Source organism: Saccharospirillum alexandrii (genome assembly GCF_004000275.1).
Classification (GTDB): Bacteria; Pseudomonadota; Gammaproteobacteria; order Pseudomonadales; family Natronospirillaceae; genus Saccharospirillum; species Saccharospirillum alexandrii.
The window spans coordinates 990,914-1,015,650 of the sequence record NZ_RCIP01000001.1; the positions used below are offsets into that span (position 1 = coordinate 990,914).

At 58.0% G+C, this 24,737-nt stretch carries 21 protein-coding genes; 11 read left to right on the top strand and 10 right to left on the bottom strand.

Translation table 11 applies throughout. The annotated features are described in order from the left end of the window. Positions 1–34: 34 nt before the first annotated feature. The 3 genes from groES to EP166_RS04630 all read right to left on the bottom strand — a co-directional run bounded on the left by groES (position 35) and on the right by EP166_RS04630 (position 3,274). Positions 35–322, bottom strand: coding sequence for a co-chaperone GroES (gene groES, locus EP166_RS04620; RefSeq protein WP_127555608.1), 288 nt, complete (start codon positions 320–322; stop codon positions 35–37). Positions 323–671: 349 nt separating this feature from the next. Then, the gene (locus EP166_RS04625; protein ID WP_127555609.1) at positions 672–1,409 is read right to left on the bottom strand and encodes a 3'-5' exonuclease; all 738 of its coding nucleotides are present in this window, start codon (positions 1,407–1,409) and stop codon (positions 672–674) included. Further along, positions 1,406–3,274 carry a DUF294 nucleotidyltransferase-like domain-containing protein gene (locus EP166_RS04630; protein WP_127555610.1) on the bottom strand — a complete coding sequence of 623 codons (1,869 nt, stop codon included), beginning with the start codon at positions 3,272–3,274 and terminating at the stop codon, positions 1,406–1,408. The genes EP166_RS04625 and EP166_RS04630 overlap by 4 nt, the downstream gene beginning before the upstream one ends. 272 nt (positions 3,275–3,546) lie before the next feature. On the opposite strand from EP166_RS04630, the gene EP166_RS04635 reads away from it, so the two are divergent. From EP166_RS04635 to EP166_RS04670, 8 genes are all read left to right on the top strand, one after another. Beyond that, the gene (locus EP166_RS04635; protein WP_164743813.1) at positions 3,547–4,566 is read left to right on the top strand and encodes a GGDEF domain-containing response regulator; all 1,020 of its coding nucleotides are present in this window, start codon (positions 3,547–3,549) and stop codon (positions 4,564–4,566) included. A gap of 336 nt (positions 4,567–4,902) precedes the next feature. Then, complete coding sequence (locus EP166_RS04640; protein WP_164743814.1) at positions 4,903–5,790, top strand: ketopantoate reductase family protein; 888 nt, start codon at positions 4,903–4,905, stop codon at positions 5,788–5,790. A 46-nt stretch (positions 5,791–5,836) separates the two neighbouring features. Further along, the gene (locus EP166_RS04645; protein ID WP_127555613.1) at positions 5,837–7,567 is read left to right on the top strand and encodes a two-component system sensor histidine kinase NtrB; all 1,731 of its coding nucleotides are present in this window, start codon (positions 5,837–5,839) and stop codon (positions 7,565–7,567) included. Between the two features lie 59 nt (positions 7,568–7,626). After that, positions 7,627–8,193 (top strand): cob(I)yrinic acid a,c-diamide adenosyltransferase, encoded by a 567-nt coding sequence (locus tag EP166_RS04650; protein WP_127555614.1) that lies wholly within the window; start codon positions 7,627–7,629, stop codon positions 8,191–8,193. Between the two features lie 88 nt (positions 8,194–8,281). Continuing rightward, positions 8,282–8,521: a hypothetical protein gene (locus EP166_RS04655; protein ID WP_127555615.1), complete on the top strand. Its 240-nt coding sequence runs from the start codon at positions 8,282–8,284 to the stop codon at positions 8,519–8,521. Between the two features lie 486 nt (positions 8,522–9,007). Then, positions 9,008–9,397: a glycine cleavage system protein GcvH gene (gcvH, locus tag EP166_RS04660; RefSeq protein ID WP_127555616.1), complete on the top strand. Its 390-nt coding sequence runs from the start codon at positions 9,008–9,010 to the stop codon at positions 9,395–9,397. A 102-nt stretch (positions 9,398–9,499) separates the two neighbouring features. Continuing rightward, positions 9,500–12,385, top strand: a complete 2,886-nt coding sequence (gene gcvP / locus EP166_RS04665) for an aminomethyl-transferring glycine dehydrogenase (RefSeq protein ID WP_127555617.1) — start codon at positions 9,500–9,502, stop codon at positions 12,383–12,385. 32 nt (positions 12,386–12,417) lie between these two features. Beyond that, positions 12,418–12,924: a glycine cleavage system transcriptional repressor gene (locus tag EP166_RS04670; RefSeq protein ID WP_127555618.1), complete on the top strand. Its 507-nt coding sequence runs from the start codon at positions 12,418–12,420 to the stop codon at positions 12,922–12,924. A 104-nt stretch (positions 12,925–13,028) separates the two neighbouring features. On the opposite strand, the gene EP166_RS04675 is transcribed toward EP166_RS04670, so the two are convergent. The 3 genes from EP166_RS04675 to EP166_RS04685 all read right to left on the bottom strand — a co-directional run bounded on the left by EP166_RS04675 (position 13,029) and on the right by EP166_RS04685 (position 18,309). Then, on the bottom strand, positions 13,029–14,657 hold the full coding sequence (locus tag EP166_RS04675) for a BCCT family transporter (RefSeq protein ID WP_127555619.1): 1,629 nt from the start codon (positions 14,655–14,657) through the stop codon (positions 13,029–13,031). 395 nt (positions 14,658–15,052) lie between these two features. Next, the gene (locus tag EP166_RS04680) at positions 15,053–16,930 is read right to left on the bottom strand and encodes an ABC transporter transmembrane domain-containing protein (protein WP_127555620.1); all 1,878 of its coding nucleotides are present in this window, start codon (positions 16,928–16,930) and stop codon (positions 15,053–15,055) included. Between the two features lie 110 nt (positions 16,931–17,040). Beyond that, positions 17,041–18,309 (bottom strand): ABC transporter substrate-binding protein, encoded by a 1,269-nt coding sequence (locus tag EP166_RS04685; protein WP_127555621.1) that lies wholly within the window; start codon positions 18,307–18,309, stop codon positions 17,041–17,043. 206 nt (positions 18,310–18,515) lie between these two features. On the opposite strand from EP166_RS04685, the gene EP166_RS04690 reads away from it, so the two are divergent. Beyond that, the gene (locus tag EP166_RS04690; protein WP_127555622.1) at positions 18,516–18,761 is read left to right on the top strand and encodes a DUF2164 domain-containing protein; all 246 of its coding nucleotides are present in this window, start codon (positions 18,516–18,518) and stop codon (positions 18,759–18,761) included. Here EP166_RS04690 and murI read toward each other — a convergent pair. The 4 genes from murI to EP166_RS04710 all read right to left on the bottom strand — a co-directional run bounded on the left by murI (position 18,734) and on the right by EP166_RS04710 (position 22,275). Further along, the gene (gene murI, locus EP166_RS04695) at positions 18,734–19,549 is read right to left on the bottom strand and encodes a glutamate racemase (RefSeq protein WP_127555623.1); all 816 of its coding nucleotides are present in this window, start codon (positions 19,547–19,549) and stop codon (positions 18,734–18,736) included. The genes EP166_RS04690 and murI overlap by 28 nt on opposite strands. Positions 19,550–19,615: 66 nt before the next feature. Then, positions 19,616–20,737 (bottom strand): alanine dehydrogenase, encoded by a 1,122-nt coding sequence (gene ald, locus EP166_RS04700; protein WP_127555624.1) that lies wholly within the window; start codon positions 20,735–20,737, stop codon positions 19,616–19,618. 211 nt (positions 20,738–20,948) lie between these two features. After that, positions 20,949–21,242, bottom strand: a complete 294-nt coding sequence (locus EP166_RS04705) for a hypothetical protein (protein WP_127555625.1) — start codon at positions 21,240–21,242, stop codon at positions 20,949–20,951. 16 nt (positions 21,243–21,258) lie between these two features. Further along, on the bottom strand, positions 21,259–22,275 hold the full coding sequence (locus EP166_RS04710) for a LacI family DNA-binding transcriptional regulator (protein WP_127555626.1): 1,017 nt from the start codon (positions 22,273–22,275) through the stop codon (positions 21,259–21,261). Between the two features lie 157 nt (positions 22,276–22,432). Here EP166_RS04710 and EP166_RS04715 point away from each other — a divergent pair, with 157 nt between their 5' ends. Further along, positions 22,433–23,482, top strand: a complete 1,050-nt coding sequence (locus EP166_RS04715) for a UDP-glucose--hexose-1-phosphate uridylyltransferase (protein WP_127555627.1) — start codon at positions 22,433–22,435, stop codon at positions 23,480–23,482. Continuing rightward, positions 23,482–24,630: a galactokinase gene (gene galK / locus EP166_RS04720; protein WP_127555628.1), complete on the top strand. Its 1,149-nt coding sequence runs from the start codon at positions 23,482–23,484 to the stop codon at positions 24,628–24,630. Before EP166_RS04715 ends, galK begins: the two co-directional genes overlap by 1 nt. Positions 24,631–24,737: the final 107 nt, after the last annotated feature.

Below are 24,737 nucleotides of genomic sequence, written 5' to 3' on the forward strand. Positions count from 1 at the left end.
TTACCTTCCTTACAATTCGTTGAACGAGCTCGGTTTACTCAATAACGCCGAAGATGTCGCTTTCGGTCATAATCAGCAGTTCTTCACCGTCGATTTTGACGGTGCTGCCTGCGTACTGACCAAACACAACGGTATCGCCTACCTTCACATCCAACGACTTGACGTCGCCATTCTCAAGGATCCGGCCGTTGCCGACTGCCAGGATTTCGCCCTGAGAGGGCTTTTCTTTGGCAGAACCTGGCAGAACGATACCGCCGGCGGTGGTTTCCTCTTGATCCTTGCGGCGTACTACGACGCGATCATGCAAAGGACGAATTTTCATGGATCCAATCTCCTAAAAGACATGTGGGAGTTTTGTTGTGATTTCAGGGCTGTTCGATACTGAACGGCCCCGGAATGCCAATGCTCCCCGTTAATGGGGCCGACAAATTTTCATTTCAACACCTTCGGGGTTAAATTTTTTCTGAGCCAGGGGGTCGCGCAGGGTACCGGGCATGCCTTTCCGGGGTCGGCGTAAATCCGTCCATGGAACCTAGGCCGCAGCATCCCTGCTGCAGACTACCCCGGAAAGGCATACCCAGCACCCTGCACTTGCTGCACAGCCACCGCTTTATTTTTCCAATTGCCTATTCAATAACTAACAGCTGGTAAAGTGCCAACGCAGCATTCGGCTAGTACCACAGTTCTGAAATCGGGGTCTCAGGCTCAAAATGATAGGCGCACTGAGCCTGAAACAGTTCTGCGGTGGCCAGGGCGTCGGTGAGGGCATTGTGGGGTGGGTAATGAGGTAAACCGTAGCGGTAGCGGCTGTCCGACAGGCGAATGGAGGTGGGCCGGCGGTTGGTCAGGCGAGCCCAGAGGCTCCGCGGTTTGTCGCGGTGCAACATCGCCTCTATGGCCATGGTGTCGACCATCGGGAATTGCAGACCTTCGTTCCAGCGGGCTTTGACGACGACATCCAGGAAGGATCGCTCAATGGCCCTGTGGTGTACGGCCACAACCCGCCCGGCCAGGCAGTCCAGCAACCTGGGCAGGATCTCGGCCATGTCGGGAGCGTCTTTTATGTCGGTGTGGGTAATGCCGTGGAACTGGATAGACTGCTGAATCAGTGGCAATTGGGGTTTGACGACCCAGTGCAGGCTACCTGCAACGGAGATGCGTTTTAAGGTGAACGGTACCAGGCCGACGCTGAGTATGGCGTGGCGCTCAGCGTTCAGTCCGGTGGTTTCTACATCGAGGGCAATGAATGGGACGTCCTTTAACGGGCAATCCGCCGCGACTGTGCCTGCTTTGTAGAAACGCTGAAGCTCGGGCCGTTTAACCTGTTCGGCCCAGGCTGCAAAACAAGCGGGCCAGTCGGGACGGGATTCGGGAGAATCACGATCGCCACGAGGCACGAATACACTCACACCCGGTTCACCTGGTACCGCATACGCAGATACTTTTGGGCATTGCTGATAACCTGAAAGGCGTCTTTGAGATTGCGCCGCTCGAAGACCGTCATGTTTTCGGGCTCTACGTTGTTATCGGGCTCTTGTTCGGCTTCCAGATCCAGCGCCTGGTGCCGGGCACGCACGATGGAGATGTATTCCATGGCGTCGCGCAGGTCGTCGCCGTTGCTGTGGCCAAGAATGCGGGATTCGGCAATGGCGTCGATGCGGTTAAAGGAATTCTGGGCAGTCGAGCCTGCTGCCAGAGCATGCACCCGGATAACATCGCTCAACGGGGCGGTGCCGCGCCGCTTCAGGTTGATGGAATTATTATGCTTGCCGTCGCTTTCCATCACGAAGGTTCTGAAGAACCCCAGTGGCGGGGTGCGGTTCAGGGCATTGCGTGCCAGGCAGGCGAGGAATCTCGGACTGCGCTGGGCTCTGCGTGCGATATCGACCTTCAGGGTTTCTGCCAGGGCGGTTTCGCCGTAGATACCGTCGAGATCGAAAAAGATGGAGCTGTTGAGCAAGGCCTGAGGGTCGGGGTTGTCGATCCAGTCTTTGAAATAGGCGCGCCAGACAGACAATGGCTGCCGCCACTGGGGGTTGGTGGCCATGATGCCGCCTTTGCAGTATTCGTAACCGCATTCTGCCAGACCATCGCTGACGTAGCCGGCGAGCTTGGCGAAGTAGTCGTCGTGCTCCTCGGACTTGAAGTCGTCACTGATGATCATGGCGTTATCCTGGTCGGTAACGACGTATTGCTCGTCCCGCGCCATCGAGCCCAATGCCAGAAAGCAGTATGGCACCGGTGGGGGGCCAAATTCTTCCTCACCCAGTTCCAGCAGGCGTTGCGTGAAACTGCGGCCAATACCAGCGATGGCGCTACCGATCATGTGGCTGGTGGCGCCTTCGTTGACCATACGTATAAACGTTGCCCGGACGTCGGGCATCAGGCTGCTCAGGTCTTTTCTGCGCGGCTGGCGATGAATCTGGCTGACCAGGTAGAGGCTGCTCTGGGATTCGTACCGAATAATATCGGACAATGCCAGCACGCCAATCGGCTTCCGGTGCCGCACCACCGGCAAGTGGTGCACATTGTGGCGCAACATGCTGAGCATGGCGTCAAACACAAAGGCCTTGGCATTAATGGTGATGACTTCGGTTGTCATGAACTGGCTTATGGGAGTGTCATACCCCAGCCGTTCTGCCAGCGCCCGGGTGCGCAGATCCCGGTCGGTTATGATACCAACCATGTAACCGCTCTGGTCGGGGTGGTCCGGGTCGGTAATCACCAGTGAGGAAACGCCCTCTGCCGTCATGGCCAGGGCCGCTTCGTGCAACGTTGCGGTTTGCGGCAACATGACCGCTGTGCGTGATAACAGTTTATGCACCCGAGAGGTCATCAGATCGGTATTCTGCTGATGGTTGACCGCAGCACGCAGGCGAGACTGGTCTTCAACTTCAACGAATTCGGCAAAGGCCTCACTGTCTTCCCACAACTGGTCAAACAGGTCTTTGGCGATAAAATAAACCAGGGTATCTTCGATGGCGCGGGCTGGAAAGCGCACCGGGCGGTTCATCAGCAAACCCCAGTTACCAAAGATGTCACCTTCTGCGAGCCGGTTATAAAGGTCGCCATTACGCCGGTACAATTCGACGGCTCCACTGCGAATGACGTGCAGATGAGTCACTTCTTCGCCCTGAACCAGGATTTCTGACCCCGCTTTGAAATAACCGATCTCTATTTGGCTGGCGAGGGTGTTGAGCCATTCTTCCGACAACTGGTCAAAAGGGGCAAAGCGCTTGAGCTGGTCCCGTATTTCCAGATGCTCGACTTCCATCCTCGTCTCCTGTCATCAGCGCGGATCGTGTTGTACGGCTTTTTGAATACGTCGTGCAGCCCCCGTTAAACAGGGCCTCGCAACAAGATGCATAGTGCCGACTCAAACAATGGTTGTCCAACCTCAGCACCGGCCTTTATACTGCGGCTATAGAGGTTGTAACCTTTTTGTAAAGGGTTGTTCTAAAGGACGTGGCCGCCCACCTTCATGGCGGATGGCTACAGCAGTCAGGTCGTGCGCAGTAGGCGCGATGACAACAAGGATATATGGACATGTCAGACACACCCAAAGGCCCGGAGCACCCGGGGCTGACCCCGAGCGAGACGCATGATACCGCCATCATGATCGTCGACGACACCAAGTTCAGCAGCGCGATCATTCAGCGCATGCTAGTCAATGCCGGGTTCCGTGACATTCGCATAGCCGACAACGCCATAGATGCGCTAGACGCGCTCAAACAGCGCCCGGCCGAGTTGATGCTTGCCGACTGGTTGATGCCGGGCATGGATGGCCTGGAACTGACTCAGCTGGTTCGCGAACTGGACCGGCGACGAGGCTGCTTCACCTATGTGATGTTGCTGACCGCTAAAGAGAACGACGAAGCCCTGCAGGAAGCCTTTGCCAAGGGCGTCGATGATTTCATAGGCAAAACCCACCTGAAAACCCAGTTACTGGCTCGGGTTCATGCTGGTCAGCGGTTGTCCCGGCTGCATAACTCGCTGATTTCGCGTGAGCGTCAGTTGAAAGACCAATTCCGGGCGGTTACCCGTATGAACCGGCTCGATGCAACAACCGGGCTAGGTAATTCGCAGCACCTGCGCCATCAGTTGGACCGGACGCTGGTTCACATCAAAGGGCGTACCGGACAAATGGGGCTGATTCTGTGCCGGATCGATAACCTCGGTGAACTGGCCACTCAGGGCGGCCGGGCCTTGCGCAATGAACTGATTCGCGAAGCATGCAACCGACTCACTGAACACACCCGCCCGCTCGACGACACGGCCCGGCTAGGCGAGAACATCATTGGCGTGCTGTTGCATTCTACGGGCGGCAATGTGGCGACGCAGAAACTGATTCGACGCCTCTACGATGCCTTGTTCACCCGCGCCTATTCGACGACGTCCGGTTTTGTGTCGTTGACGGGCTGCATTCAGCTCGACCTGGCCGATGCCTCCCAGCCCCTACCCGCTTCAGCCGAATGGATGCTGGAGCAGGCGCTGGTGCGATTACAGAAAATTCCGGTAGAACAGCGCCATGCCATGCACGTATGGCAAAATGGACAAAGCGCCTGACCCTGGCTAGGCCTCATTTGGTGGCTATCGTCCGCAGCGGCTACCGGGGTTGCCCCGGTGGGGTCGGCGTGAATCCGTCAATGGCGGTCCGACGATTTGGGCCTAGACCGCATGATTTGAATCCCCTCCATGGGATTCACCCTTCGGGCTCGCTACCCTCGTGCTAAAACGCTCCTGGCGTTTTAGGCCATGCTGCGGACTACCCCACAAGGGCAACCCCGGTACCCGCCGCTGGTCACCTCAGTCAATTTTAAAACTAGCGTTAGGTCCACCGCTGTCGCCTCCGGAGGGGCGCTAGAGTTACCATATGCGCTCATCCAGCAGGGATACGACGATATGGCAACGATCCTTCTGATTGGCCCCGGCGCCATCGGCAGCCTGATGGCCTGGTCACTTCAAAACCACGCAACCATTAAGGTGTATGCCCACCGTGCAGGCTTGTCGTTGCCTGGCCACGTTGAATCCGACGGGGAAACCCATCGACTGCGGTGGTCACTGACCGACTCGCTCGTTGGTATCGATGCCGTGCTGGTGTGTTGCAAGGCCACTCAGGTCGAGCGCGCTACTTCGCCCCTCATTCCAAAACTTTCTGGTATTCCCTGGCTGATTCTGTGCAATGGTCTGGGCCCTCAGGCCTGGCTTAGCCAGCAGTTGCCGGGCCGGGTGCTGTGGGCGTCGACAACGGAAGGTGCGGGTCGTTTTGGTCAGCAGGTTCGGCACACCGGGGTCGGGGAAACCCGGATTGGAAGCCCGGAGCAATACATTGTTACTGATGAGACCGAACAGTGGGGGCGCAAGCTTGCGAGCCAGCCCGGGCCATTGGAGTTGCACTGGGAGCCTGATATTACCGCTGTGCTTTGGCGTAAACTGGCGATCAATGCCGTGATTAACCCGATTACGGCGGTGCAGCAGTGCCTGAACGGTGCCCTGGCCAAGCGCGAGTGGATCGGTGAAATCGAGGTGCTGTGCGCTGAAATTCAACAGATTGCGCGGGCCAGTGACATTCAACTGCCATCGGATCTTGCCGAACGTGTGGTCATGGTGGCCAGGGCGACAGGGCGCAACCGGTCGTCGATGCTGACGGACATCGAGGCCGGGCGGGAAACCGAGGTCGATTCGATTCTGGGCCCGTTGCTGTGTGCTGCCGATCGGCATGGCCTGGCGGCGCCACGTTTGCAATACTGGTACCAGGCGGTGATTCGCCTGCACCCGCTGAATCGCTGACGAGCGCTTAACCGACAGCGCCTTAACCACACACCAAGGAGCCTGCATGGCCTATGCATCACCGACCCTGCTGGGGCGTATACTCTGGTGGTTACTGGGGATCACCGTCGTCAGCAGTCTGAGCATTGGCATTGTCTTTTTCTCGGGCCAGCACCTGCATCCGTTGGTGGTGATGTGCCTGATCGTGGTGATCTCCATTCTGGGATCGGCCGTGTTGCTGCAGATTTTTCGCCGGCATTTTCTCAACCCGCTGAACCAGTTGATGCTGGTGTCGAACCAGGTAACGGCGACCTCCAATGTGACGCTGCGAGCAAAAAAACACCACCAGGATGAGCTGGGCAAGGTGGTTGATGCGTTCAATGCGATGCTTGACCAGATGGCGCGACGCGAGGCGGATCTGAAGGCCGAACGTGACCGGGCCACCCTCGCCGGACAAGAGTCGGAAGCCATGGCCGAGGCGGCACAGAAAGCCATGCACAAACTGGAGTTCGAGGTGCAGGTACGCCACCGGGTCGAGCGCCGGCTGACCGAGTTTCAGAACTACCTGAACGCCATCATCAATTCCATGCCGTCAGCGCTGATCGCCGTGGACGAGAAGTTAATTGTCACCCAGTGGAATACCGAAGCAGCTCTGATCAGTGGCACTCGTCCGGAACAGGCCATTGGGCTTTCGCTGCAGGAGGCCTTCCCGTTTCTGGGCCAGCATCAGGATCTGATCCTGCTGGCGCTGACCCGGCACAAGGTGCAAAGCCGGCACAACCTTGAACTGCAGACAGCAGAGCAACCCATCCGCGTCGACCTGGTGGTTTACCCGCTGCAACAAACCGACTCCCAGGGGGCGGTGATTCGACTCGATGACGTAACCGAGCAGTTCAAGCTTGAAGAAGTGATGGTTCAAACCGAAAAAATGATGTCGGTGGGCGGCTTGGCCGCCGGCATGGCCCATGAGATCAATAACCCTCTGGGAGCCATTGTTCAGAATGCCCAGAACATTGAACGACGGCTCGATCCGGCCCTCAAGCGCAATCGTGAACTGGCGTCCAGCCTAGGGCTGAACCTGGAACTGATGCAGCAATACCTGGCCACACGGGACGTACCCAAGTTCCTGAGCAACATTTCCGAATCGGGCCTGCGGGCGTCGCGCATTGTCACCAACATGCTGCAGTTCAGCCGCGACAGCGACCGTTTGTTGCAGCCTTACCCCATCGGCCAACTGCTCGACCAGGCCATCAACATTGCCCTGAACGACTTCAATCTGAAATCGGGCTATCGCAAACAGCATCTGTTCGTCGATCAGGATTTTCGATCGCCCGAGGTTGAAGTGCCCTGTGTGATGACCGAACTCGAACAGGTATTACTGAATTTGATGAAGAACGCCGCCCAGGCGATCCGCGAGCGGTTCGACACCTTGAATGACATTGATGAAGGCATCATCCAGATACGGCAATACGTGCAGGACGATCATTGCGTGATCGAAGTGGCCGACAACGGCATCGGCATGGACGAACCCACCCGAAAACGCATTTTCGAACCGTTTTTCACCACCAAAGATGTGGGCGTGGGCACGGGCCTTGGTTTGTCGGTGAGTTTCTTTATCATCACCACCCATCACCATGGCCGCTTGCAGGTCGAATCGACCGTGGGCCAGGGCGCCCGGTTCATTCTGTCGCTTCCGCTGACCGACCCGCTGGTCAAACAGACGCTTGAACAGGTAACAACAGCCGATGACGTTCGCGGCCCGGCTGCCGATACCGATGCAGACCAACCTCACCTTTAACGAGGTTCGCTAACGCCAGCGAGCCTAAACCACTAGCAACCGCAAGGACCGACACCACCATGGGTAACCGACTTTCCAAGATCTACACCCGCACCGGCGACGCCGGCGACACTGGCCTGGGCATGGAAGGGCGTGTGCCCAAAGACAGTGGTCGCATTGCCTCTATGGGTGACATCGATGAACTGAACAGCCTGGTCGGCTTTCTGATGGTCTGCCTGGGAGACCACCACAGTGAATACCCGATGCTCAGCCAAATTCAACACGATCTGTTTGACCTCGGCGGTGAACTGGCCATGCCCGGCTATGAACTGCTCGATGCGGCGCTGATCAGTGACCTGGAAGACCACATCGACCGCATCAACGAGCACCTGCCGCCGCTGAAAAATTTCATTCTGCCAGGCGGCAACGAAGCGGCCAGCCGCTGCCACCTGGCCCGCGCCACCTGCCGCCGGGCGGAACGGACGCTGGTGGCCTTTAACCGTCAGGAGGCAGAGGGCCATGTGCTTGCCCAGCAGTACCTGAACCGCCTTTCAGACCTGTTTTTCGTGCTGGCACGACAGCTCGCCCGGGCCGATGGATCCCAGGAAGTGCTGTGGCAATCGCGTCACCGGAAAAAAGATGCCTGAACCGCGTCACAGAAACAGGACAGACCACTAAATATTCGTGGGCGTCCGCCGATAGCTCTTTCAGGCACTGACCAACCGAGCGTATAGCATGGCCGCCATCATCCTTGGCAAGAATCTGATCAGCGAAGATGAACTGATAGAGTTCGCTTTCAGTGAAGAAAACCTCAACGACCGCACCCTGCGCGAGTTGAAGGCCGAGGCCAGTGAGGCGGCGCTGGAATCCTCCTGGCTGCTGATCCGGATCATGAAGGCAGAGCGCATCTACATCAGCCACAAGCCCGCCCTACGCACCCCACCCCAGGCACCTACTCCCCCAACCCTCAAGTAGTTCCTGCCTGGGAGGCTTTGGCCCGCGGCGGCCACTGGGATGCCATTTCAACTTTTTTCGGAATACTTTGCTTACTGTGAAGACAAGCGACGGGTGCCAGTGGGGCTCCTGTGGGGTAGTCCGCAGCATGGCCTAAAACGCCAGGAGCGTTTTAGCACGAGTGTAGCGAGCCCGAAGGGTGAATCCCATGGAGGGGATTCATATCATGCGGCCTAGGCCCGAGACGTCGGACCGCCATGGACAGATCTACGCCGACCCCACAGGAGCTCCACTGTTATCCGGCGCGGCCCCGCGCCTCCCAAGTATATTCAACGATGTAACCAAAGAAGTAAGCTCCTTACCTGCAAAACCAGCGGTGGCTGTTTCGCATTCAGGCTGCTAAATTACGCAACAATTCCGGTAAAGCGGTGCTGGGGAGCCCCTGCCCCGCTTTACCCATGCCTGTAAACCATGATCCGTGACGATCCGAGACCAAAGGGTTATTCCATGAGTACAATTCCAGCCGATTTGAAATACGCCGCCTCCCACGAATGGGTCCGTGAGGAAGGTGACGATGTCATTACCATTGGCGTATCCGATTTTGCCCAGCAACAGCTGGGAGATGTGGTTTTTGTGGAAGTGCCGGAAGTGGGCGCCGAAATTGTCGCCGGTGACCCGGTTGCAGTGGTTGAATCGGTAAAAGCGGCCTCCGACATCTACACACCGGTGACTGGCACTGTCATCGCGGTAAACGAATCGCTGGAAGATGCGCCAGAGCAGGTCAACGAAGACCCTTACGAGAACGGCTGGTTCTTCAAAGTGAAAATGCAGGACCCGGGTGAGCTGAAAGATCTGATGGACGCCGAGTCCTACCAGGACCAGTGCGCCGAAGACTGATCGTGCTGCGGCTCTGCGGGCCGCGTTAACGACACCGTATCAGGGCGTGCCTGCCGAAACCGGCACGCCCCATCCCGCCCTACTGGACCGAGAGCGAGCACCATGACCGCACCCTATTCCCTTGATGATCTGGAAAGTACCGACGAATTCATTCGCCGCCATATCGGCCCAGGCCCTGGTGAGCAAGCGGCCATTCTTGACGCTGTCGGCGCCGACAGCCTGGATCACCTGACGGAACAGATTGTGCCCGGCGCCATTCGGCTGAACTCGGACCTGAACATCGAACGCGCCACCAGCGAACAGGATGCTCTCGATTACCTGCACGCCATGGCCCGTCAGAACAAGGTGTTCAAAAGCTACATCGGACTTGGCTATCACGACACCCTGACACCGAATGTCATTGCCCGCAACGTGCTCGAGAACCCGGGCTGGTATACCGCTTATACGCCCTATCAGCCGGAAATTGCCCAGGGCCGGCTGGAAGCGCTGATCAACTACCAGCAAACCATCAGTGATTTGACGGGCATGCCGCTGGCCAACGCCTCCTTGCTTGATGAAGCCACCGCAGCAGCCGAAGCCATGTCGATGGCGCACCGCTGCTTGCGCAAGGCGCCGGGTACCGTTTTCTTTGTCGATGAAAACGTATTGCCGCAGACGTTGGCCGTCATCAAAACGCGCGCCCGTTACATGGGCTTCGACGTGATGACCGGGCCTATGGAGCAAGCGCCCGAACACCCGGTATTTGCCGCCCTGCTGCAATACCCCGGTGCCAATGGCGAGATTCGCGATCCGGAGCCTGTGATTGAAGCCCTGCACGCCAAGGGCGCACTGGCGGTGGTGGCGACGGATCTGATGGCCCTGCTGATGCTCAAATCTCCCGGTGAAATGCAGGCTGACATCGTGCTGGGAAACTCCCAGCGCTTTGGAGTGCCGCTCGGTTATGGCGGCCCCCATGCCGCGTTTTTTGCCACACGCGATGAGTTCAAACGCAACATTCCCGGCCGGTTGATCGGCGTCTCCAAAGATACCCATGGGAAGCCAGCCCTGCGTATGGCACTGCAAACGCGGGAACAGCATATACGCCGCGAAAAGGCCAATTCAAACATCTGTACCGCCCAGGTGTTGCTGGCCAATATGGCCGGCTTCTATGCGGTCTACCATGGCCCCAAAGGGCTGAAACGCATTGCCCAGCGCATTCACCGGCTGACCGGCATTCTGGCCGAAGGGCTGGAGGCCAAGGGCATTCACATCGTCAATAGCCACTTTTTCGACACCCTGACCATCGACCCCCAGGGCAACCGCGAGTTGATTCTGGAACGAGCCGCTGCCAAGCAGATCAACCTGCGCGAAGATACGACAGGCACTTTGGGCGTCAGTTTGCACGAGTGTGCCAGCCGCGAAGATGTGGAAGACCTGTTTGATGTCCTCATGGGTGACCACGATTTCAATGTGGCCGACATCGACGCCGAGATCACCGAACATGGCACCACCTTTTTGCCGGAAGCGCTGGAGCGTGAATCGGACTACCTGACTCACCCGGTGTTCAACAGTCATCACAGTGAAACGGCGATGTTGCGTTATCTGAAGCGGCTCGAGAACCGGGACCTGACGTTGACCCACAGCATGATATCGCTGGGCTCCTGCACCATGAAGTTGAACGCGACGGCGGAGATGATTCCGGTCTCCTGGCCGGAATTTGCGCGCATCCACCCCTTCGCACCCCGCCCCCAGACCAAGGGTTACCGGGTACTGCTGGAAGAGCTGGATACCATGTTGCGAGCCATTACCGGCTTCGACGCGATCAGCATGCAGCCCAACTCGGGCGCTCAGGGCGAATACGCGGGCTTGCTGGCGATCCGTCGCTATCAGGAAGCCCAGGGGCAGGAAAATCGCCACATCTGCCTGATTCCGCAGTCAGCCCACGGCACCAACCCGGCCTCAGCCCAGATGATGGGCATGTCGGTGGTGGTCGTTAAAACCGATGAGGCGGGTAATGTGGACGCCGAGGATCTTAAGACTAAGATCGCCGCTGCGGGCGAAGAACTCAGTTGCCTGATGATCACCTACCCTTCGACCCACGGTGTCTATGAGGAGGGCGTTAAGGCCCTGTGCGATGCCGTGCATGCGGCCGGTGGCCAGGTGTATATGGACGGCGCCAACCTGAATGCTCAGGTCGGCGTGACCCGCCCGGCGGACATCGGTGCGGATGTGGCCCACTTGAATTTGCACAAGACCTTTGCGATTCCCCATGGCGGCGGTGGCCCGGGTATGGGGCCAATCGGCGTGCGATCACACTTGGCCGACTATCTGCCCGGCCACAGCGTGATGGCGAACGCAACCGGCCTGTCCGCTGAGGGCGCGGTCTCGGCGGCGCCCTTTGGCAGCAGTTCCATTCTGCCCATTTCCTGGATGTACATTCGCTTGTTGGGAGCGCAGGGTCTGCGCACGGCGACTCAGGTGGCGTTATTGAATGCCAATTATCTGGCGCAGCAGTTGAAGCCGCACTACCCGATTCTCTATACCGGCCGTAATGACCGTGTCGCCCATGAGTGCATTCTCGATTTGCGCCCGCTCAAGGCGGCTACTGGCATCACCGAGGTCGACATTGCCAAGCGACTGATGGACTTCGGCTTTCACGCGCCCACCATGAGTTTTCCAGTGCCGGGTACCTTCATGGTTGAACCGACAGAAAGCGAAAGCAAAGCCGAACTCGACCGATTCGTCGATGCCATGGCCTGCATTCGGGCAGAAATTGATGCGGTAGCTTCAGGTGAGTGGCCCGCCGACAACAACCCGCTGGTCAATGCGCCCCACACCCAAGCCGATTTGATCGGCACTTGGGAGCGCCCGTATAGCCGGGAAACCGCCATCTTCCCAAGACCCTGGGTCAGCCAGGCCAAATACTGGCCAAGCGTCAACCGGGTCGACGATGTTTGGGGCGATCGCAATCTGTTCTGCTCCTGCCCTAGCCTCGAGAGCTATCTGTAGGCCTCTGGTCAAATAATATCTAAGGAGCACTTATGGAAATCATTCTTAGCATCATGGCATCAGATCGCCCCGGCATTGTCGAACAGGTTGCCACGGCAGTAGCCGATGCCGGCGGAAACTGGCTGGAGAGTCGCCTATCGACCATGGCCGGTCGCTTCGCTGGCATTGTTCGGGTCAATCTTGAGGCCAGCCAGTTGGAGACGTTGCGGGCCAACACTCAGGCCCTGGGCAGCAAAGGCTTATCGATTCAGATAGAAGTGGGCGATAGCGAAGACATTAGACGGCATCAGCACCGCATCGCCGTAGTTGGTAACGATCGCACCGGCATAGTTGCAGAAGTTACTCGAAAGCTAGCCTCGATGAACATCAATCTGGTGGATGTCCATACCGATGTCGAACCGGCCTCAATGAGTGGTGGTGTACTGTTTCGAGCGGAGCTGGAACTGGGGTTGGCTGATGATCAGAGTCTCGACCGTGTTATTCAGGGCCTGGAAGACCTCTCCGCAGACCTAATGGTCGACGTGCTGGCTGGTGACTAAGGTCATTACCCTAAGCAACTAATAGCCGCAGACACACCGGCACCAATGCCCTAAACCAAAAAAAAGCGACCCGAAGGTCGCTTTTTTTACATCTGTCCGTTCAGTTAACCGCGAGGTTCGCTGGCTAACCCCTTAAACAGAGACACGCAACACAGCAGCAACACGATGGTAAAGGGAGCACCCGTTGATACGGCCATGGCCTGCAAGGCTGCAAGGCCACCACCCAGAATCAGCGCAATGGCAACCAAGCCTTCAAAGGTAGCCCAGAAGACACGTTGTGGTGTAGGTGCGTTCACCTTGCCGCCAGCGGTGATGGTGTCGATCACCAGGGAGCCGGAGTCGGATGAGGTCACGAAGAAAACAATGACCAGCACAATGGCGATGAAGGAAGTGATCTGCGCCAGGGGCAGCACGTCCAGCATGGCGAACAATTGCAATTCCAGACCCGAGTTGGCGACGGCTTCGTAACCTTCGTTGACGTACTGGCTGATGGCGGTGCCGCCGAAAGCGGTCATCCACAGGACACAGGCCGCTGAGGGAATCAGCAGAACTGAGATCATGAATTCACGAACGGTACGACCGCGCGATACCCGCGCAATGAACATACCAACAAACGGAGACCAGGAAATCCACCAGGCCCAGTAGAAGGCCGTCCAGCCTTGTCTGAAGTTGTCGTCTTCACGACCAAAAGGCATCGACAGAGCCGGGATATTTTGTATATAACCCCAGAGGTTGCCGACGAATCCGGTCAGAATAGCCATCGTTGGTCCAACCAGAATGACGAACAACAACAACAGTACCGCCAGGCTCATGTTGATTTCAGACAGGCGTTTGACCCCGGCATCAAGACCAGCCACCACAGACACCAGCGCAATGGCGGAAATGCCAATCACCAGCAAGACTTCCGTCGTCGCCCCCATCGGCACGCCAAACAGGTAGTTCAGGCCGGCACTGGCCTGCGAAGCGCCAATACCCAGTGAGGTGGCCAGACCGAACAGTGTCGAGAACACGGCCAGAATGTCGATGACATGCCCCGGCCAGCCCCAGACACGCTCACCCAACAGCGGGTAGAAGATGGACCGTACGGTCAGTGGCAGCCCTTTGTTGAACGAAAACAAGGCCAGTGCGAGTGCCAGTACCGCGTAAATCGCCCAGGGGTGCAGGCCCCAGTGGTAGATCGTTGCAGCCATGCCCAGCCGTTGTGCAGCAGCCGCATCGCCTTCTGCAGCACCGAGCGGTGCCCAGTCGGTACGAACGCCGCCTTCGGTCGCGATGCCACCCAAAGATGAGCTGAAGTGCGACATGGGCTCGGAGACGCCGTAAAACATCAGGCCAATGCCCATACCAGCGGCAAACAGCATGGAGAACCAGCCCATGTAGGTGTAATCCGGTGTTGCGTCGGTTCCGCCAATGCGTACCTTGCCCATGGGCGATACGATCAGAAACAGACACACCAGAACGAAGATGTTACCGGAAATCAGGAAAAACCAGTCGAGGTTGCCTGTCAGCCAATTCCGTAAATTGGTGAACATGGGCCCCAGACTGGTCTGGAATGCCAGCGTCAGAATGACGAAGGCAACGACTGAGAGACCGGAAATCAGGAACACACGGTTATGAATATCGAGCCCGAAAGGCCCGATATTCATTTTGATGTTGTCCTGACCGATCTGATAGTCGGTATCGATGGCATCTACACGCCCATCGGGTGGAATCATGTCGGTATTTTCAGTCATAAAGGTTCCCTACTGTCAGATTGGGATCAAGAGTTAAGGCAAACGGACGGCCATTAGCGCTGCTGCGAACGCTGACCGTACCGCTTACATATAACACGCGTGGCGACTATCGACTGCACGGCCCAAGGTCGACATGCACTTAGGGACGGGCGCTACAACGGTTGTTTGTCGCTGACAGGTCGCACGTTGGTTTGGAAGGTGTAAGACACCCCGCTAACGTTTCGTGCACTAAAGACTAACGCACTGACACGCCCCATACAACCCATTGACAGTCACACTACTCACAAAATTGTTATCGTGGTTGGTTATGCGAGTACGACTCGATGTTAAAACCGGCGTTCAAAAAAAAAGCGCCTGTAGGCGCTGTTTTTTGATCAATTCCCGACATTTCTCCGTCAGTTGCTGGTAATGGCTTCATCTTCATTCGCCGACAAGGCCTGCCCGAACTGCAGTTCGGCCAACCGCCGGTAGAGGGGAGACTGTGTCAGCAACTGAGTGTGCGTGCCTTCAGCAACGATGCGTCCCTGATCCATTACCACGATTCGATCCGCCCCCTGAACCGTCGCCAGCCGATGTGCGATGATCAGAGTGGTGCGCTGCTTCATTAATTTCTCCAGCGCTTGCTGAACCTGATATTCGCTTTCTGCGTCCAGAGCGCTGGTGGCTTCGTCGAGCAGCAACAGATCGGGGTCTTTCAAAATGGCCCGGGCGATGACCAGGCGTTGCTTTTGGCCGCCACTGAGTCTCACCCCGGCCTCACCCAGGTCGCTGGCAAACCCCTGTGGCAGGGCCTCAATAAACGCCATAGCGTTGGCTGCTTCGGCCGCCGCCAGCACTTCGGCGTCAGAGGCGTCAGGTCGGCCATAGCGGATGTTGTGCCAGACATCGTTGCTGAACAGCACGGGCTGCTGAGGGACCAGGCCGATATGCTGGCGCAATTCGGGTAACGGCAGCGCCCGGACATCTTGCCCCAGCAGGGTGACTGAGCCCTGTTGCGGGTCGTAAAAGCGCAGCAGTAACTCAAAGAGGGTGGATTTACCGGCGCCACTCGGACCGACCAGTGCGACCGTCTCGCCGCGTTTTACGGCTAGGCTTACGTCACTCAGCGCATTGGTTTCAGGCCGACTCGGATAGCTGAAGCTGACGTTGTTCAGCGTCAGGTGATTTTCGGCTTCCTGGTCGAGAGGCCCGGCTTCAGCGGGCGATACGATGATCGAGGGCTCGGCCAGCAATTCCATCAGGCGCTCGGTCGCACCCGCCGCCCGCTGCACTTCGCCGTAAACCTCCGACACACCGGCGACACCAAAGGCCACCATAACGGCGTAGAACACAAAGGCGGCCAGTTCACCGCCGCTCATGGTGCCCGTCATGACATCGTACCCACCAACCCAGACCATGGCCGCGATGGCGGTAAAGGCCAGTAGAATAACAACCGCCATCAGGATACTGCGCTGACGAATACGCTGGCGGGCTACCTCCAAAGCAGCGTCGACTTCCACTTGAAAGGCCGCCTTTTCGAAGGGTTCACGAGCATAGCTCTGCACGGTCTTGATCTGGCGGATGATCTCGCCAGCGTAACTGCCAACATCGGCGACGGTGTCCTGACTGCGCCGGCTGAGCTGGCGCACCTGTTTGCCCATGTACAACACCGGAATCAGCACCGCAGGCACGCCCAGCAGAACCACCAGCGACAACTTGAGGTTGGTAATCAGCAACATGACCAGGCCACCGGTCACCGTCAGCGCATTACGCAGGGCAAACGAGAGGCTGGAGCCGATAATGGACTGCAGCAGAGTGGTATCGGTCGTCAGCCTCGACATGATGTCGCCGCTGGCGTTTTCTTCAAAGTAGCTCGGATGCATGTGCACCAGGTGAGCAAAGACATCGGCTCGCAAATCCGCCGAGACGCGTTCGCCGAGCCAGGTGACCAGATAAAAACGCACGAAGGTACCGACGGCCATCGCCACAACCAGCACCATTACAAACCCCAGGGTGCGATTCAGTGCGCTCAGTGATTCGGCCAGTATGCCCTGGTCGATCACCAGGCGTACGCCCTGCCCCAGCGCCAGTGTCAGGCCGGAGGTGAGCACCAGGGCCGCAGCGGCGCCCAGCATTAAATGACGATAGCGTTTCAGATAGGGCCACAGCTGGGCTAGAAATCCAAAGGGGATGGCGGCAGATACCGGGCCAGACCCGGGCGCGGTACCAGGGTGATTGGCGGCAAGTGGCTCAGTTGCGTCGGTAGTGTCCTGAGGGTCTTGGGTTGAACTCACGGGCAATTCTCCTGATCGATTCCCGTCAAGTCAGGTCTAGCAGTCTGGAATACAAGGCCGACCGGGCAGAATGTGACTTTCAGCCAGCCAATCGGCCCGCGCAGATTCGGTCAGGGCCGTTGCAAATCGCCAAGCCCGCGCTCGACAATGCGGTCGGTAATGGAGGCCAGTGCGTCCGTGGTCGATTTGGTGCCGCGCAATACCTCGTGAATTTCACCGGACACATAGCGAGAGACGTACTTGTAGGTACGACCGGTGGCTGACGAGGGCCTCACCGCCACGTTTTCCAACGCCCGGCCAACGGGTTCGAATACGGCGTTGTTCTGCGTCAGTTCCGGTTCGTTATACAAGGCCGACCGGGTCGGCAAATACCCGAATTCAGCACGCCGGCGCTGCTCGGACTCGCTGGTCAGAAACCGCACCAGATCAGCAGACAGGTCTGGGTAGCGAGTGGCCTCGGTTACCGCCAGCTGCCAGCCACCCAGGGCCCCGCTGGGCGCGCCCGAGTCGCCTTGCGGCAACACCGTAACACCCACGCTCCCGGACACCGCAGACTCAGGCTCGTTGGCTAGGCGCCAGGCGTAGGGCCAGTTACGCATAAACAAGGCGTTGCCCGCCTCGAACTGCGCCCGGGCGTCTTCTTCCTGGTACTCCAGCACCGCGGACGGTGAAATGGTGTCGATCCAGCCGGCGGCCTGCTCGATGATACGGGCGGCGCGGTCATTATCGAGCGTGACCACCCCCTGAGCGCTGACAACGGTTCCGGCATTGCTGCTGACCAGCCATTCCATGACATTGCAGGTCAGCCCTTCATAATCGCTGCCCTGCCAGACATACCCCCAGAAGTTCCCGTTCTGCGAACGCTCGCTGCGTTGTACCTCGGTGGCAATGGTTTCAAGCTCATCCCAGGTTTGCGGTACCGTGTGACCATAGCGTTCGAGCAGATCTTTGCGGTAATACAGCAACCCGGTATCAACGTACCAGGGCATCGCGATCAGCCGGCCATCGACGGTGTTATTGGCCATTAGATTGGGGAAGAAGGCATCGGTGTCTGGCACATAAGGCGTTAAATCCAGCAAATACTCACCCAGCAAACCCGGCCAGATCACATCGATCTGAAACACATCGACGGTGTTGTGACGTTCGCGCAGCAACAGCTGATACATGGCCAGGCGCTCGGTCGAAGACTGGGGGGTGGCGACAACATCGACGCTGTGCCCGGTCTGTTCGGCCCAGCGGTTGGCGCCATCAATGCAGACCTGGCGTTCTATGCCAACGGCACCGCAGGCGATGGTCAGTTCCACGGCCAATGCCGAGGCAGACAACAAGGCAGCCGCGACTGTGGCGGCTCCCAAACAGGGAATCACTGTGTTTTTCATGGTTGCGCTCTCTTGTTTTTATGGTTGTAGCGGGCACTGCGGGCCAGCATAACGATGGGAGACCTCGACTCTGGCTGTTGGAAACACCCACACAGTCACCTCTTAATCGTTTAAGATGGAGTATATCGCAAAATAAAAGTCATTTGATCCCTAAACACCGTTCTGCGAAGGTGGAATCTTAATAAGGCGTAGTGGAGCAGCACGACATGACACAGGCACTGATGACCCGGGAAGCAAGGGAATCGCTTAATTTATCGACGAAACGCTGGTTTGAGACGGAGCTTGAGATTGAACTCGGGCAGTTTGAATGCGAATCGGTGATCGACTATTTCATCGAAGCGCTTAAACCGGCTTTGCACAACCGGGCCATCGCCCAGGCACTGGCCATGATGCAGGAACACCATGCCCGCATGGAAGATGACCTCTATGCGCTGGAAGAACCGGTGGTCTGAGCCAAATCCATCAAATCAGGCGCAGGCTCGCACTGGTTGGCCTGAAAATGCGAGCTCAGCACAGGGTAAGCGCCAATCAGTTGCTGTAACCGGGGCAGTGAGCCGGTGGTCAGCAAGCGCGTACTGCCCTGCCCCCACTCGGCACTGCCAGCCCGGCGAGCCACCTCACCTGCGATGGCCTCACCGGTGTCAATCAACTGCACCTGGGTGCCCAGCAGACGCTGCAAACGGTCTTTCACCAGCGGATAATGGGTACAGCCCAACACCACGCGATCGACGCCAGCATCGGTCATGACAGCGGTACACCGGGTCAGAATGGCGTCAATCTGCTCGGTATCCGGCCCCAGTTCAATGGCATCGGCCAGGCCCGGGCACGGCTGATTAACGACACAGGTGTTGGGGTTGAAGCGAGAAGCCAGCTGCTGATAGCGGCTGGACGCCAGGGTGTTTTCGGTGGCGAGAATGCCAATGGCGCCACTGCGGGTACCTAGGGCAGCCGGTTTGATACCCGGCTCGACGCCGATGATGTCGAATGGCAAGCGCTGGCGCAGGGCATCCACACAATGCGCCGTGGCCGTGTTGCAGGCGACCACCAGAACGGTGCAGCCCTGGGCGATCAGCCAGTCGGCAATGCGGTCGCAGCGCTGCTGCAGCAACTCGGTAGACTTGGCCCCATAGGGCGCAAACGCCTGATCGGCAAGGTACAGCAGATCGGCCTGTGGCAGTCGCTGACGAATCCATTGCAGTACCGTCAGGCCACCGATGCCCGAATCAAAAACCCCTATCACGCTAGCATTCGCCCCTGTTTAAGCTCAGGGCAAGCCTAAGGCTTGCCCTTTCGCTTGTAAACGGCGTTAAAGCAGCGCCAGTGCGTCTTTGGGTGCCAGGTACTCAAGCCCCTGATCATCCGCCACGCTCTTGTAGGTCACTTTGCCACGGCAGACGTTCAGTCCGTTGAGCAAATGAACATCATCCTGCATGGCCTGTCTGGCCCCTTTGTTGGCCAGGGCCAGAGTAAAGGGCAGGGTTGCATGGTTCAGTGCCATGGTGGAGGTACGGGCGACGGCACCCGGCATGTTGGCAACACAGTAGTGCACAACGTCGTCGACGACATACGTCGGTTCAGCGTGGGTGGTCGCTTTGGAGGTTTCAAAACACCCGCCCTGATCAATGGCTACATCGACCACCACCGCGCCCGGCTTCATGCGTTTGATCATGTCGGCCGTCACCAGCTTCGGTGCAGCCGCACCGGGAATCAGCACCGCGCCGACCACCAAATCGGCCTCCAGCACATGTTGCTCAACACTTTCACGCGTGGAGTAGACCGTGCGGATTTTGTTGCCATATTGCTTGTCGAGCTCACGCAAGGTGTCGATGCTCTTGTCGAGCACGGTAACATCCGCACCCAGACCGACCGCCATGGCAATGGCGTTCTGCCCAACGACACCGCCGCCGATAACCGTGACCAGTGCCGGTGCCACACCGGGTACCCCACCAAGCAGCAGACCTCGGCCACCCTGGGCTTTTTCCAGACAATGGGCACCCGCTTGAATGGACATGCGACCCGCCACTTCCGACATGGGCGCCAGCAAAGGCAAGCGGCCGGAGCGATCGGTGACGGTCTCATAGGCGATGCAGGTGGCACCCGATTCAATCAAATCGTTGGTTTGCGGCACATCCGGTGCCAGATGCAGGTAGGTAAAGAGGGTGTGATGCGGTTTGAGCATCTTGCGTTCGACGGCCTGTGGCTCCTTGACCTTTACAATCATCTCAGCCCAGTCGAACACGCCAGCGGCCGAATCCAGTATTTGGGCACCCGCGGCCTGATATTCCTCGTTACTGAAACCGATGGCGGCACCCGCCTGGGTTTCAACCGCGACTTCATGGCCATTGTGAACAAGCTCGCGCACCGCGGTCGGGGTCAGTCCGACGCGATATTCGTGGTTTTTTATTTCTTTTGGGACGCCTACTCGCATGGTCTTCTCCTGTACGTCAATGGCTAAAGTCGTCTTAATTTAAGAACGCTGGGGACCAAATCAGTATAGAAAAAAATACCCGGGTGAGTGGCACTGAATTCACCACTAAAAACAGGGCTTATTGCGAGAAAATTAAACAGAAACGATAAAGCAACCGCCAAAACCTGCTAATCACAGTGATATTTATTGCTAAGACTCATTGGGAGCGGCATTAGCCTCTACCGATCCAGCCGCGCAACCGGCCAAGCAGGGAGTTCTCACGCAGTATTCGATCGGCACGGTGCTGGTAGAAACAGGCGCTGTAGAGGGCTTCCGTCAGTTCAATGGGGGCAATGGGACGATTGAATCGCACCCGAAAGCGGCGATCGGCCTCGACCAGCAGGCGTTCGCAGGCACGATTATCGGGCGCGTCAAAGTCGTGCATGCGATGCGGTTCGTCAAAACGAATGCCGCGCTGATCAAACTGCTCGGCAAACCATTCAATCATCTGCTGGCGTTGTTCCATAACCGAAGACCTGGTTCTAGACGGCGACCGGCGCTGCATCCCGAACCGACTGTCGTTCAATCAGGCGCGGGGTGAATCGCAGCGGCTGGTCGGCACTGGCGAATTTACTGTCGAGCTGATGCATGACGATACGGGCCGCCAGCGCCCCCATTTCATAGACCGGGTAACGAATGGTGGTCAGTCTCGGGTTCAGCAGGCGGGCGAGAATCACGTCGTCGAACCCGACCACCGATATTTCTTCCGGCACCCGGTGCCCTGAATCCTGCAGCATGGTGATGGCACCGGCGGCCATGGCGTCATTGTAAGTAAAAACCGCGGTAACACCCAGGTTGCGACTGACAACCTCAGCCATGGCATTGTGGCCCCCCTCTTCATCCGGGAAGGTTCGCACCACCTTGCGCTCGTTAAAGGGGACGGAGAATTCTTCCAGGGCGCGGCGGTAACCGTGAACCCGGTCGGCACCGTCTTCAATCGCGATGTTGGTACCGATGTAGGCGATGTCGCGGTGACCTTTCGACAATAAATGCCGTGTTGCCAGGTAGGCACCATATTCGTTGTCGAGATAGACACAGCGATGTTCCCAGCCTCGAATCAGCCGGTTCACAATGATGATGGGAATATCGAGTTCGAGCAGGCGCACCAGTTCATCATCGGGCAGGGCCTTGGAGTGAATGACCAGCGCGTCACAGCGGCGGTCGAGCAGGAAACGGATTGAATCCCGCTCTTTGTCGATGTGGTGATAGCCAGCCGTCACGATCACATGCTTGCCACTGTCGTGCACGACGTGGTGTACACCCGCCATCAATGCCCCAAAGAAAGGGGAGTCAATTTCGCCCACCAATAATCCGACGCAGTCGGACCGGCTGTTGACCAGGGCACGAGCCAGAGAGTTGGGGCGGTACTGCAACGCTTCCATGGCGGCCAGTACGGCCTGGCGTTTATCGGGCACGACCGATGCCGAATCGTTGATGACCCGTGAAACCGTCGACACCGAGACCCCTGCTGCTTTCGCAACATCCTTAATATTTGCCAATGCCCTACTCTCCTGAAACGCTTTGAGTATGTATTGATCAAGTTTGACCGCTTTTCTGAATTGATACAACGCGCGCCGGAGCTGAGGCAACCAATTCAATCTTGAAAACGTTTTCAAATGCGATAAACTGCGATGCAAAGAATAACAGGAGGCTGCAATGAGCGCCCATTCCTTCAACCCGAGCGACCATCCGCACCGGCGGTTCAACCCCCTGACTGAAGACTGGGTACTGGTCTCTCCGCACCGTTCCAAGCGCCCCTGGCAAGGGCAGACCGAAGCGGTCAACGATCCGGACCTGCCCCACCACGACCCGAATTGCTATCTGTGCGCGGGCAACACGCGAATTTCCGGAGACCGCAACCCGGACTACACCGATACCTTCGTTTTTGGAAACGATTTCGGCGCTCTGACCGCCGACACTCCCGCCTATGAGACAGAGCACGACCCGCTGATGCGGGTTCAGGCCGAACAAGGTGAGGCACGAGTGCTGTGCTTCAGCCCGGATCATGCGCAAACGCTGCCGCAAATGTCGGTGCCGGCCATTGGCAAAGTGGTGGATACCTGGGTTGAACAACTGGAGGAACTGGGCCGCCGTTATCGCTGGGTGCAGTTGTTTGAAAACAAGGGCGCGGTGATGGGTTGCTCGCAACCACACCCGCACGGCCAAATCTGGGCCAGCAATGGCTTGCCCACCTTGCCCGCCCGTGAACACAGAGCCCAGCGCGAATACTTTGAACAACAGGGTCGTCCCCTGCTGCTCGACTACGCAGAGCGGGAAACCGCCGATGGCAGCCGCACTGTGGTCAGCAACGACCACTGGATCGCCGTGGTACCGTTCTGGGCCAGCTGGCCGTTCGAGACGCTGCTGATGCCACGCCAGCACCGGCGCCATCTGACCGACCTGAACGCCGATGAAAAGCACGCCCTGTCCGACATACTCAAGCGCCTGACGACCCGTTACGACAATCTCTTTGAAACCTCCTTCCCCTATTCAATGGGGTGGCACGGTGCACCCTGCGATGGCAATGCCAACGATCACTGGCAGGTGCATGCGCACTTCTACCCGCCCCTGCTGCGCAGTGCCACCGTGCGCAAATTCATGGTCGGCTATGAAATGCTGGCTGAACCGCAACGCGACCTAACGCCTGAGCAAGCGGCCGAACGGCTGCAGGCACTCAGCGACATCCACTACCGGGAACAACGCTAATGGATTTGTACACCACTGCCCGCCAGGCCTTCGAACGGCTCTACGGCACCCCCGCGCACCATCACTTTCAGGCACCGGGTCGCGTCAATTTGATCGGCGAGCACACCGACTACAACGACGGCTTTGTATTGCCGGCAGCCATTGATTACCACACCTGTATTGTTGGCAACCCGCGCGAAGACCGGGTTGTGAATCTGGTGGCGCTCGACCTGAATGAAGCCCGCTCCAGCTTCCACTTGGATGAGCCCATCGAGCACGACGCTGCCACCCCCTGGTCCGATTACTTGCGCGGTGTTTGCGATGTACTGCGCCAGGCGGGTTATCAGCTTTGTGGCGCTGACTTATTGATCACAGGCAATGTGCCTCAGGGCGCTGGCCTCAGTTCATCAGCTTCACTCGAAGTGGTGACTGCCCGCGCCATGACCCAACTGGCCGGGGAAACCCTCAGCGGCACCCAAGCGGCCCTATTCAGCCAGCAGGCCGAAAACCAGTTTGTTGGTTGCCAGTGTGGCATTATGGATCAGTTGATATCGGCCCGGGGACAACAAGGCCACGCCGCCCTGATCGACTGCCGCAGCCTGACCACCCAGCCGGTACCCATGCCTGCGGATGCGGCCATCGTCATCATCAATTCCAATGTGAAACGCGGTCTGGTCGACAGCGAATACAACCAGCGCCGGTTACAGTGCGAAGCCGCCGCCCGGCACTTGGAAGTACCGGCCCTGCGCGATGCCACACTGGATCAGTTGGAGCAAGCGAAGAACGGGATGGACCCGGTCACCTACCGCCGGGCCCGTCACATCATCACCGAAAACGAGCGCACCCTGTCGGCGGCCGATGCCCTGGCCCAATCGGACTGGCCACGAATCAGTAAGTTGATGGCCGCCAGCCATGCCTCGATGCGGGATGATTTCGAAATTACCGTGCCGCCCATCGATGGCCTGGTGGCCATGATTGCCGACCTGATCGGTGACCAGGGCGGCGTTCGCATGACCGGAGGCGGCTTCGGTGGCTGTGTTGTGTCGCTGGTGCATGAGCACCAGGTCGAGTCCGTCATCGAGCGGGTAAACCAGCGCTACGAGGCCGAATTTGGCATCAAGCCTACGGTTTACGTCTGCCACCCGGTCGATGGTGCCTACCCGGACTGACCATAAAAGCCAGTGCCGGGATGGACTTGCCCGGCCGCTGCTTTCACAATACGGCGCCTATTCACATTAACCAAAGTCGTCAAAGTTACTATGGTGCCAATCGTCCG